Source organism: Pseudomonas sp. P7758, assembly GCF_013386485.1.
Classification (GTDB): Bacteria; Pseudomonadota; Gammaproteobacteria; order Pseudomonadales; family Pseudomonadaceae; genus Aquipseudomonas.
Genome location: NZ_JACARS010000098.1, coordinates 1 through 13,050, shown reverse-complemented (window position 1 = coordinate 13,050; position 13,050 = coordinate 1). Strand labels below are relative to the sequence as shown.

2 protein-coding genes are annotated in these 13,050 nt (G+C 62.9%); both read right to left on the bottom strand.

Going from position 1 to position 13,050, the window contains the following annotated elements:
• On the bottom strand, positions 1-8,288 hold an 8,288-nt coding region (locus HX873_RS21170; RefSeq protein WP_177123162.1), incomplete at its 3' end, for a non-ribosomal peptide synthetase.
• Positions 8,288-13,050: non-ribosomal peptide synthetase (locus HX873_RS21165; RefSeq protein WP_177123161.1), on the bottom strand; the 4,763-nt coding region annotated here is incomplete at its 5' end. The genes HX873_RS21170 and HX873_RS21165, both read right to left, overlap by 1 nt.

Genomic DNA, 13,050 nt, shown 5'->3' with positions numbered 1-13,050 from the left:
CAGCCGTCCATCAGGATGTGATGGCAGGTCCAGATCATCTGGTAGCGGTCGTCCTCAAGCCGCAGCAACAGCACACGCTGCAACGGCGCACGGGCCAGATCGAACCCTTGCAGGTAATCAGCCGTTGCGCGCTCGCCGATCGCCTGTTCGCTGATGTCCCGGCCGCGCCAGTCTTCGATCAGCAGCGGCAATTCGGCCTGGCGGTGGACAATTTGCACCGGGGCGCTCAAGCCATCCTGCCAGTGAAAGCTGGTCCGCAGAATGTCCTCACGCTCAATCACCGATTGCCAGGCTGCGGCGAAGCGTTCGGTATCCAGCCCGTGTACCGGCAGGCTGATCTGGTTGATGTACAAACCGCTGCTGTCGTCGGCCAGGGTGTGGAACAGCATGCCTTCTTGCATCGGTGACAACGCATAGACGTCTTGCACCTGCGCCACGGGCACCGGCAAGCCGTCAAGGTGCGCCTGGGTCAAACGGGCCAGCGGGAAGTCAGACGGCGTCAGGCCCTGATGCTCTTCGCCGCAGCAATGCTCGATCAGTGCCTGCAACGCGACGCCGTAGGCATCGGCCAATTGCTGGACGGTGGCCTCATCAAAAACGTCGCGGCTGAAGGTCCAGTCCAGGGACAACTGGCCGTTGTACACCCGGCCATCGATGGTCAGCCAGTTGCCCAGCGCCACGTCATCAGCGTGCCCAGCCCCGCTGCCCTCCTCGCTCGGCGCGAATAACGCCTGCTCATCAAAGCTCTGGTCGAACTGGCCGAGGTAGTTGAAGGTAATCCGGGCCTGCGCGAGTTTCGCCAGACGCGAGCGGACATCCTCTGCACCGAGGTAACGCAGCACGCCATAACCCAGGCCCTTGTTCGGCACCGCGCGCAGCTGTTCCTTGATGCCCTTGATGGTGTCTGCCGCGTGCACCGATGGGGTCAATACCACCGGGAACAGGCTGGTGAACCAGCCCAACGTACGGCTCAGGTCGACGTCGCCGAACAGTTCCTCACGGCCATGGCCTTCCAGTTGCACCAGGCACGCAGGTTGCGCAGTCCACTGGCAAATCACCTGCGCCAGGGCACTGAGCAAAAGGTCGTTGACCTGGGTGCGATAGGCCGACGGTGCCTGCTTGAGCAGGCGCCGAGTCTGTTCTGTATCCAGACGCGTGTTGACCGAATGGCCATGCACCGAAGCCTGGCTGCCCTCAGGCCGCGCCCGTGGCAGTTCCGGCAACGCATGGGCCTGTTGCCCGGTCCAGTAACTCAACTCCCGAGCCAGCCCTTCGCTGTGGGCGTAGCCCTGCAACTGCTCGGCCCACGCCTTGAACGCGGTGGACTTGGGTGGCAACACCACAGGCTGGTTTACCGCCAGTTGCCGGTAGGCCGTTTGCAAGTCTTCCAGCAGCACGCGCCACGACACACCGTCCATCACCAGATGGTGAATCGCCAGATGCAGGCGCGAACTGCCGTCCTGCACTGCGATCAGGCTGCAACGCAACAGCGGGCCGTGTTGCAGGTCGAGGCTGCGTTGCGCCTGGTTGGCAATGGCGATGATCTCATCGGCGTTCTCTGCCTGGCGCTGCCAGAGGCCTACCGGTTGTGCGCCGACGGCCTCATGGCTGGCCTGCCAGGTACCATCGCCCGATTGCACGAAGCGCAAGCGCAAGGCGTCATGATGGGCCACCACGTGCTCAAGGGCCTGCTGCAGACATGCGCCGTCCAATGGCTCGCGCGGGGTCAGCATCAGCGACTGGTTCCAGTGGTCACGGTGCGCCATGTCATTGGCGAAGAACCAGTGCTGCATCGGAACCAGATGGCTGTCACCGCTGACCGGCCCCTGATCGATCGTTGCGGCTTGATCGGCGCTCGCAGCCCGGGCCAGCGCCTGGATGTTCTGGTGCAGGAACAGGTCCTTGGGGGCCAGGCCGATTCCCTGCTGACGTGCACGGCTGACCACTTGAATCGAATTGATCGAGTCACCGCCCAAGGCGAAGAAGTTATCGGCAGTGCCCACCCGGGCCACGCCGAGCACGGCTTGCCAGATCTCGACCAGGGCACTTTCGACTGCATTGGCGGGAGCCACGAAGTCCTGCTGTACCTCAGCCATGTCTGGCACCGGGAGAGCCTTGCGGTCGAGTTTGCCGTTGGGGCTCAGGGGCATTTTTTCCAGCGGCGTCAGGTGCGTCGGTACCATGTGTTCCGGCAGGGTCTGGCGCAGATGCGCTGTCAGCGCCTCGCGCAGTGCCGGCCAGTCGCTGGCGGCGCCAGGCTGGGTAACGACGTAGCCACTCAGGGCTTTGCCGTTGCGGCTGTCCTGCGCCACCACCACGGCTTCGCGCACGGCCCCGTGCTCCAGCAGACGGGCCTCGATTTCACCCAGCTCGATACGAAAACCGCGGATTTTCACCTGATGGTCGATACGGCCAATGTAATCAATCACCCCGTCAACGCGGTAACGGGCCAAGTCGCCCGTGCGGTACAGCCGTTCACCCGCGACAAACGGGCTTGCCACGAATCGTTCGGCCGTCAGCTCCGGGCGACGGTGATACCCACGCGCCAGTCCCTGGCCGCTGAGGTACAGTTCGCCGTTGACGCCGCAGGGCACCGGGTTGAGCTCGGCGTCGAGAATGTAGGTCATCAAGTTCGCAATCGGCTCGCCGATGGGCACTGCGTCACGGCCCTCGTCACGACAGGTCCAGTGGGTGACGTCAATTGCGGCTTCGGTAGGGCCGTAGAGATTGAACAGCCCCGCGCCCGGCAGCTTGGCGAAGACCTGCTGCTGCGCATCGATCGGCAACGCTTCGCCACTGCAAACGATACGGGTGAGGCTGGTGCAGCGGCTGACATTGGCATCCAGCACGAACGCTTGCAGCATCGACGGGACGAAATGCAGGGTAGTAATGCCCTCGCGCTCGATCAATTGGACCAGCTTCTGTGGATCGCGATGATCCCCTGGCGACGCCACGACCAAGCGGATGCCGGTCATAAGCGGCCAGAAAAACTCCCAGACGGACACATCGAAGCTGAACGGCGTTTTTTGCAGCACGCGGTCGTCGGCGTGCAACCCGTAGGCCTGTTGCATCCAGCACAACCGGTTGGTCAGGGCACCGTGGCTGTTGCCAGCCCCTTTGGGTTTGCCAGTGGATCCGGAGGTGTAAATCACATAGGCGAGGTTTTGCGCGACGGCCCGCGACTCGGGGTTGCCTTGCGCCTCACCGGCCAGCCAGGCATCGTCACCATCGAGTATCAGCGTGCGCACCCGTTCCGGCAGCGGCAAGGTTGCGACCAGCGCTTGCTGGGTCAGCAACCATTCGATGCCGCTGTCGTCGATCATGTAGGACAGGCGTTCCGGCGGGTATTCCGGGTCCAGCGGTACATAAGCGCCGCCGGCCTTCAGGATCGCCAACAGGCCCACCACCATTTCCAGGCTGCGGTGCAGTGCAATGCCCACCAGCACATCGGGGCCTACGCCACGCGCGATCAAGGCATGAGCCAATCGGTTGGCCCGCGCGTTGAGCTGGGCATAGGTCAGCGACTGCCCCTCGAACACCAACGCCACGGCATGCGGGGCCCGCTCCACCTGGGCTTCGATCAAGTGGTGCACCGGCTGGTTGTTCGGGTAATGGGCGAACGTGCGGTTCCAGTCCTCAACCATCATCCGGCGCTGCACCGCATCGAGCATCGGTAATTCGGCGATGCGCTGGGTGGGGTTGGCCACAATCGCGCGCAGCAGGTTCAGCCAGTGTTCGCCCAGGCGTGCGACGGTGGCTGGCTCAAACAAGTCAGAGGCATAGGACAGTGCGGCACTGATGCCTTCGCTGTACTCGAACGTATCCAGGGAGAGGTCGAACTGCACGCTGCCCGAATCCCAGGTCAATTGCTCCAGGCTCAACCCCGGCAGTTCAATCGCCTCGCGACGAGCATCACTGGCATGGTTGAACATGGCCTGGAACAATGGCGTATGGCTCAGGTTGCGTGCAGGTGCAAGCAGCTCCACCAGTTGCTCGAACGGCAGGTCCTGATGGGCCTGTGCTCCCAGTACCCGCTGCTTGACCTGATGAAGCAATTGGTCAAAGCGCAGGTGCCCCTCAATGTCGGCCCGGAGTACCTGGGTGTTGACGAAGAAACCCAGCATCCCTTCGGTTTCCAGGCGATTGCGGTTGGCAATCGGTACCCCGACACGAATATCCTGCTGCCCGCTGTAGCGGTGCAACAAGGTCTGGAAGCCGGCCAGCAGCAGCATGAACAGTGTGGTGTTTTGCTGCTGCGCCAGGCGCTTGAGACTCTCGGCCAGGGACGGCTCGAGGGTGATCGGCAGCCGGGCCCCACGATAGCTTTGCTGAACCGGACGTGGATGGTCGGTTGGCAGTTCAAGGACCGGTTGCTCGCCGCCCAACTGTTCTGTCCAGTAGCTGAGCTGACGTTGCTGCTCACCCGCCGCCAGCCACTGACGCTGCCAGTGTGCGTAATCGGCATACTGGATCGGCAGTGCCGCCAACGCCGCCGGTTGGCCTTGACTGAAGCCGCGGTATAACTGCATCAGCTCATCGATCATGACCCGCATCGACCAGGCATCCGACACGATGTGGTGTTGGGTCAGGATCAGCACGTGATCTTCAGCGCCCAGTTGCAACAGCTTGACCCGCAGCAACGGCCCGCGCTGCAGATCAAAGAGTTGGCGGGTTTCAGTTTCAATCAAGCCGCGCAGGCCAGGGTCATCCAGCCCGGCAGCCGCGGATTCAAGCGCAATCGCCACCGGTGCCGGCGCGTCAACCCGTTGTACGGGACGCTCGTTCTCCAGCACAAACCGGGTACGCAAGCTCTCATGACGCGCCACCAGGGCGTCAAAACACTGTTGCAAGGCCGCCAGATCAAGGTGTCCGCGCAAACGCAGGGCCGCGGGAATATGGTAGGCGCTGCTGGTGGGCTCCAATTGCCACAAAAACCATTGCCGTTGCTGGGCATATGACAGGGCAAGCGGCTGGTCGCGTGCAACGCGCGGGATGGCCTGTTCAGGAGTCAACGATGCCGGGGCCATCGCCTCGACAAACGCTTGCAGGGTGTTATGGGCGAACAGCAGACGCAAAGGCACCTGGACTTGCAGTTGCTGGCGAATCCGCGAAACCATTTGGGTCGCCAGCAGCGAATGGCCGCCCAGCTCGAAAAAGTTGTCACTCAGGCCAACCCGCGGCACGTTGAGCACCTCGGCCCAGATCGCCGCCACCGCTTGCTGCACCGGTGTCTGCGCAGCCACGTAGGTTTTCTGCCATTGGCTGGCATCGGGCTTGGGCAGTTGCCTGCGGTCCAGCTTGCCATTGGGGGTCAGCGGGAACCTTGGCAACAGCACCATATGCGCCGGCACCATGTAGTCGGGCAAGTTGGCCTTGAGCCGGGCGTTCAGGCTGTCGCGCAGGCGACCCTGGCCGTCGGCATCCAGGCCCTGCCATTCGGCGGCGGGGACCACATACGCCACCAACGCCTGGCCGCCCGGGGCATCCTGGGCCAGTACCGCGGCTTCACGTACAGCGTCCTGCTCCAGCAGGCGCGCTTCGATTTCCCCGAGCTCGATGCGGAAACCGCGAATTTTCACCTGATGGTCGATCCGCCCCAGGTATTCGAGGATACCGTCCGGGCGCTGACGTGCGAGGTCGCCGGTGCGGTAAAGCCGCTCGCCGGTGCTGGAAAACGGATGGGGAACAAAACGTTCGGCGGTCAATCCCGGGCGCTGGAAGTAACCCCGCGCCAGGCCGTCCCCGCCGATCAGCAATTCGCCGGCAACACCATAGGGCACCGGCATCAGGTCTGCACCGACGATGTACAGCGATGTGTTGTCGATTGGGCCGCCCAGCCAAGGTTGCGCAGCCTGCGGACGCAGCCGGTGCAACGCCGACCAGACCGTGGTTTCCGTCGGGCCATAGAGATTCCAGACTTCACCGCCAAGGCCAAGCATGCGCACCGCCAGTTCCTGGGGCAACGCCTCGCCGCCGCACAGGCACGTGCACCCCTGGAGCACGTGGGCCTGTTCATTGTCGAGCAACATGCGCCAGGTCGAGGGAGTCGCCTGCACCACGTTGACCTGTTCGGCGTCGATCAGGGCCAGCACGGCGTACGGGTCCTGCGCCACCTCCTGGCCGGTCAGCACGATGCACGCGCCGACCATCAGGGGTACGTAGATTTCCAGGCCGAAAATATCAAACGAGAACGTGGTCAGTGACAACGCCCGATCCTGGGCGGTCATGCCCGGCACCCTGGCCATGCTTGCGACAAAGTTGGTCAGGGCGCCATGTCGCACCATCACCCCTTTCGGCTGGCCGGTGGAGCCAGACGTGTAGATGACATAAGCCAGGTGCTCCGGATCCAGCCGGGTTGGCAGATCGTCACCGGCATGGCCGTCAAGCCAATTGCCCGGTTGATCCAGCACCAGCGTAGTGACCGTGTCAGGCACCGGGATCTGGCTGAGCAGTGAATGTTGGGTCAGCAACAGGTCGATGCCACTGTCCTCAATCATGTAGGCGAGGCGATCCTGCGGGAACGCGGGATCGAGGGGCAGATAGGCGCCGCCGGCCTTGAGGATTGCCAACAACCCGATCAGCATGTGCGGGCTGCGTTCGACGGCAATGCCCACCAGCACACCCGCGCCCACCCCGTGACGTTGCAGCTCCACCGCCAATTGATTGGCCCGGGTATTGAGTTGCCCGTAGCTCAAGCGCTGGCCATTGATGACCAGCGCCTGCGCCTCCGGCGAGCGGGCCACCTGTGCCTCGAACAATCGATGAACATAACCCGCCTGCGGGGTGGCTACCGACGTGCGGACGCAATCGTCGAGCTGCGCTTGGCGCTGTTCAGCGTCAAGCAACGGCAGCTCACCGATGCTTTGTGCCGGGTTCGCGATGATTGCCTGCAGCAGGTTTTGCCAGTGCCCGGCCATCCGCGCAACCGTGTCTGCACCGAACAGATCCGTGGCATAGATCAGCGCCGCAGACAGGCCATCGGGGCGCTCCATGGTTTCCAGGGTCAAGTCGAACTGTGCACTATGGGTATCCCAGCGCAGCCCCTCGACCTTCAATTCACCGGCCGGCCCCTCGCCCGCCGGGCCTTGGGTCTGGTGGTTGAACATCACCTGAAACAGCGGGCTGTGGCTCAGGTTGCGTTGCGGCTGCAAGGCTTCCACCAGTTGCTCGAACGGCAGGTCCTGATGCGCCTGGGCATCCAGCGCAGTCTGCTTGACCTGTTGCAGCAAGGCACTGAAGGAGCCCTGGCTGTCGACCTCACTCTTGAGCACTTGGGTGTTGACGAAAAAGCCGATCAACCCCTCGGTCTCCACCCGGTTACGGTTCGCGGTCGGCACGCCAACCCGAATGTCGTTCTGCCCGCTGTAGCGATGCAGCAAGGCCTGGTAGGAGGCCAGCAGGATCATGAACAGACTGACCCCTTCGCGCTGGGCCATCTGCTTGAGGCCGCAGGCCAGCGCGGTGTCGATATCCAACTCCAGCCGGGCACCGCGATAGCTCATCACGGCCGGGCGCGCAACGTCAGTCGGGAGCTCAAGCACCGGCTGCTCGCCGCCCAGTTGCGCGGTCCAGTATTGCAACTGCCGCTCCCGCTCGCCGGCCTCCATCCAGTGCCGCTGCCAGATGGCGTAGTCGCTGTATTGAATCGGCAACGCTGGCAGTTCCAGGCTCAACCCTCGACTGAACGCGGCGTAACCCTTGACCAACTCCTCGACCATTACCTGCATCGACCAGCCATCGGAAACGATGTGGTGCAAGGTGACAATCAGCACATGGTCATCCGCGCCCAGTTGCAACAGGCACGTACGCAACAAGGGCCCCTGCTGCAAGTCGAACAGCCGGCGCGTCTCGTCTTCGATCAAGTGCCGCAGTTGCGCCGCATCCGGCACCTGGGCCAGAGGCTGCACCTGCAGATTTACCGGTGCAGCCTCCTGCACTTGCTGCACCACTTGCTCGCCGTGCACCACGAAGGTGGTACGCAGGCTCTCATGGCGCGCGACCAGCGCACTGAAACTCTGTTGCAGCGCCGCAATGTCCAATGGACCGCGCAAGCGCAGGGCCGTAGGCATGTGATAAGCCGCGCTTTCCGGGTCCAGCTGCCACAAGAACCATTGACGCTCCTGGGCAAAGGACAATGACAACGTGTCGAACTCGGCACTGACAGGCGGAATCGGCAGGTTCGCCGGGGAAACGTCCTCTTCGAGCATTTTCTGCAGGTAAAGACGGCGTTTTTCCAGCGGCAGCGTTATGAAGCGCCTGGCAATACGTTGTGCGACAGCGGTGTCCATCAAACCTCCTCGAATTCATCAAGCAGCGCTTCAAGCTTGCTCAATTTTGACGTGCTCATTGACGTGCCGGTCTGCTCCAGTTGCGCGACAAACGCACCGAGGACCGGAAATTGGAATATCAATTGGGGCGTTAACTTCATGCCCAGTTCGAGCTGCAGGCGCGACACCACATTCACCACCAGCAGCGAATGCCCGCCCAGCTCGAAGAAATCATCCGCCAGACCGACCTGCTCAACGTTGAGCACGCCTTGCCAGATGGCCGCGACCTTGCATTCCAGATCGCTTTGCGGCGCCAGGTAAGCCGAATGCAGCGCGCGGGTATCCGGTGCGGGCAGTGCCTTGCGGTCGAGTTTGCCGTTGGGTGTAAGCGGCAGTTGATCGAGGAAGACCAGATGGGTGGGCACCATGAAGTCCGGCATCTGTTGTGCCAGCCGCGCCTTGAGCTGTTCACTCAAGCGCGCCTCGGCCGCCCTATCCAGGCTGCTGTCCTGGCTGACAAGCCAACCCACCAGGCTCGTGCCGGTCGCCGTTTCCCGAGCCAGCACTACCGCGTCTCGTACTTCAGGTTGAGCGTGGAGGCGGGCTTCGATTTCACCCAGCTCAATGCGCAGGCCACGGATTTTCACCTGATGGTCAATCCGGCCGATGTATTCGATTACGCCATTTTCGGCGTGGCGCACCAGGTCGCCGGTGCGATACAGGCGTGCGGCGGCCGACTCGCCAAACGGATCGGGAACGAAGCGCTCGGCGGTCAGCCCTGGACGCTGGTGATAACCACGGGCCAGGGATTCACCACCGATGTACAACTCGCCAATCGCCCCCACGGCGCAAGGCTGCAAGGCGCCGTCCAGCACATAGGTGCGTACGTTGTTGATCGGACGACCGATGGCGATGATTCGCCCGTCGTCTTCGACAGTGGCCGCCACGGCATGGCTGCTGGTATCAATCGTGGCCTCCGTGGGGCCATAAAGATTGCGCAACTCGCCATCGAAGAGGCCCAGGACCTGGCGGGAAAGGTGCGCACTCAGCGCTTCACCGCCGCACATCAGCAGGCGCAAGGAGGCCAGGTGTTCACGGGTCGCCAGCGGCAACAGCGCCTGCAGCAACGATGGCGCCATTTGCAGCACACTGATCCCCCAACGCTCCACCTCGACCCACAAGGTGGTCAAGTCCAGGTTCAATTGCGGCGCGGCCAATACCAGTTGCGCGCCGCTCATCAGTGGCAACCAGAACTCCCACACCGAGGCGTCGAAACTGATGGCGGTCTTCTGCAGGACACGGTCACTGTGATTCAGCTTCAGGCAACCCTGCATCCATTCCATATGGTTGCTCAGGGCGCCATGGCGAATCGTCACGCCTTTGGGTTTCCCGGTGGAACCGGAGGTATAGATCACATAGGCGAGGTTCTGGCTGTCGACGGTTACCGAAGGCTCATGCTCGCCGTAGCCATCGAACCGCTCGGGCAGTGCGTCCAGCAGCAGGCAGTCCACGGCCACGTCGGCGAAGTACGGCTGTACGCTGGTTTCGGTCAACAGCAAGGCGATGCCGCTGTCCTCGACCATGTACATCAAACGATCCTGTGGATAAGCCGGGTCCAGCGGTACATAGGCACCACCGGCCTTGAGGATCGCCAGTAGCCCGACGACCATCTGCACGCTGCGCGGCATGCACAGCCCCACCAACACGTCCGGGCCTACACCCCGCTCGATCAACGCATGAGCCAGGCGATTGGCGCGCAGGTTGAGCTGGGCATAGGTCAGCGACGCTTGATCGGCCAACAGGGCCGGCGCATCAGGCGTGCGTCGAGCCTGGGACTCGAACCATTGATGAACGTGGCGTCGGTCGGTGGCCGGCACTGCCGTGGCATTCCAGTCGCGCAACAGCACGGTGCGCGTCGCCGCGCCAACCAGGTCGATATCGCCCAGGCTACGGTCGGCGGCCAGGCTCACCATCTGTGCGAGCACGTGCTCCACCTGCTCAGCCAGGCGCTGGATTGTATGTGTATGGAACGCAGCATGGGCATAAGTGAAGTGCAGGCTCAGGGTCTCATTGAGATTAACGGCCAGGGTCAACGGGAAATTAGTCTGTTCCTGATTACCCACCGTGCCGAAGCTCAGGCCTGACGGTGCCTGCGCTTGCAGGGCCTCGGCCAGCGGGTAGTTTTCGAACACCAGCAGCGTGTCGAACAGGCCTTCACCGCCCTGCCCGGCCCAGCGCTGAATCTCGAACAGCGGCGTGTGTTCATGCTCGCGCAACGCAACGTTGCGGGCCTGAAGCTGTTGCAGCAGGCTGGTGACCGATTGTTCCGGCCGGGGGCTGGCAATCACCGGCAAGGTATTGATGAACAGGCCTATCTGCTGTTCGACGCCTTTGAGTTCGCCGGGGCGTCCGGACACCGTGGCGCCGAAGGCCACCGTGTCATGCCCGGTGTAATGTTGCAGGAGCAGCAACCAGGCCGCCTGGACCACGGTATTGAGGGTGACCTTTTGCTGGCGGGCGAATTCGCCCAGGCGTTGGGTCTGCTGTTGGGACAGTGAGTGATACAGGCTGGCATGGCTGGTTTCGACAGCCGGCTGCGGCGCGGCGAAACGGTTTTCGACGAGGCGCGTCGGCGCGTCGAGCGCGTGCAGTTGCGCACGCCAGAACGTCTCACTGGCCTTGGCATCACGCCCTTGCAGCCAGGCGATGTAGTCACGATAGCGGCCGGCCGGGCGCGGCAGCACCTGGCCATCGTAACGTTGCAACACCTCGCCCAGCAGCTGCGAGTTGCTCCAGCCGTCCATCAGAATGTGGTGATGGGTATAAATCAGGTGATAACGCTGTTCAGCGGTCTTGACCAGCACCAGCCGCAGCAGCGGCGCGAGGGCGAGGTCGAAACCCTGGTCGCGCTCGCTGGACGCCAACTCGACGAGGGCCTGCGGGGCATCCGTGCGTGTGCTCCAATCCAGCGCGGTGAAGGGTACGCGCACCTGTTTGTGCACCACCTGCACCGGTTGCTCGCTGCCTTCCCAGATGAAACTGCTGCGCAAAATGTCATGGGCGTCGACCGCCGCCTGCCAGGCAGCCTCGAAACGCTGTGGGTCGAGACCGTCAATGTCCAGGCACATCTGATTGATGTACTGACCGCTGCCTTGTTCGTACAAGCTGTGGAACAGCATGCCCTGCTGCATCGGCGCCAGCGGGTAGATGTCATCCACCGAACGGGCGGCGAGGCCCAGGTTATCGAGCTGCGGTTGGGTAAAGCTGGCCAGCGGGAAGTCGGAAGGCGTCATGCCATGGTTTGCAGGATCGCAGCAATGACCGATCAACAGAGCCAGCTCCACGGCATAATCGTCGGCCAGTTGCTGGATGGTGGCCTGCTCGAACTGTTGGTGACTGAACGTCCAGCCCAGGCTCAGTGCGCCATCAAATACCCGCCCGTTGAGGCTCAGCCAATTGCCCAGGGGCGCCATCGCGCTTTGCTCTTCACCGGCGCTTTCGCTGGCCGGGCTGAACAACGCGCCCTGTTCCTTATCGAAGCTGGCGTCGAACTGCCCCAGGTAGTTGAAGGTAATGCGCGGCACCGGCAGCGCTTGCAAGGCTGACCGGCTGGCCTCGTCACCGAGGAAGCGCAGCGCGCCGAAACCCACCCCCTTGTCCGGGATCGATCGCAACCCTTGCTTGATCGACTTGATCGAGTCCCCGAGTGCCGCCGCCGGCGACAACTGGACCGGGAACATACTGGTGAACCAGCCCACGGTGCGCGTCAGGTCGATGTTGGCAAACAACTCTTCGCGACCATGGCCTTCAAGCTGGATCAAGGTACTTGCATGCCCGGTCCAACGGCAGACCACCCGCGCCAGGGCGGTCAGCAACAGGTCGTTGACCTGAGTGCGATAGGCGGCCGGCGCTTCCTGCAGCAGTTGCCGCGTCAGGTGTTTGTCCAGGCGCGTATGAACAGTGATGGCCTGGCCGTTCTGTGGGCTCGCCTCGGGGTTGAGGCACGGCAGGTCAGCCGCCGCACCTTGCAGTTGCGCCTGCCAGTAGGCCAACTGCTGCTGCAATTGCGCGCTGCGTGCATGCGCTTGCAACTGTTCGGCAAACGCCTTGACCGAGCTGGTCTTGGCCGGTAATTGCAAGGCTTGCCCGGCGAGCAATTGGTTGTAGGCCGTTTGCAGGTCGTCGAACAGAATCCGCCACGACACACCGTCCACCGCCAGGTGATGGATCACCAGCAACAGCCGCTGGGTGCCATCGTCCAGGGTCGCCAACACGGCGCGCAGCAAGGGTCCGGTTTGCAGGTTCAGGCTGCGCTGGGCTTGATTGGCCAGCACTTCCAGCGCGCCAGCATCGGCCACCGGGCGCACCCATAACAGATCATTGCGCATCGATGCGTCGCGATGGCTGGCACTCCAGCCTTCGGCGCTTTCGTTGAACATCACCCGCAACGCATCGTGATGCAGCACCAGCGCCTGCAATGCTTGCTCCACCAGCGCCGCTTGCAGCGCACGGGCCGGTTGCAGCAGCACCGACTGGTTGTAGTGGTGACGCTGCGGGATGGCGTCGGCAAAGTAAGCCTGTTGAATTGGCAGCAGCAACGCCGGGCCCTGCACCGCAGCCTGATCGATTACCTGCAGCTGGTCACCGGTCTGCGCGACAGTCGCCAATGCCTGCACCGTCTGGTGCTGGAACAGGTCTTTTGGACTAAAGCGGATGCCGGACTGCCGGGCGCGGCTGACCACTTGAATCGAGATAATCGAGTCGCCACCCAGTTCGAAGAAGT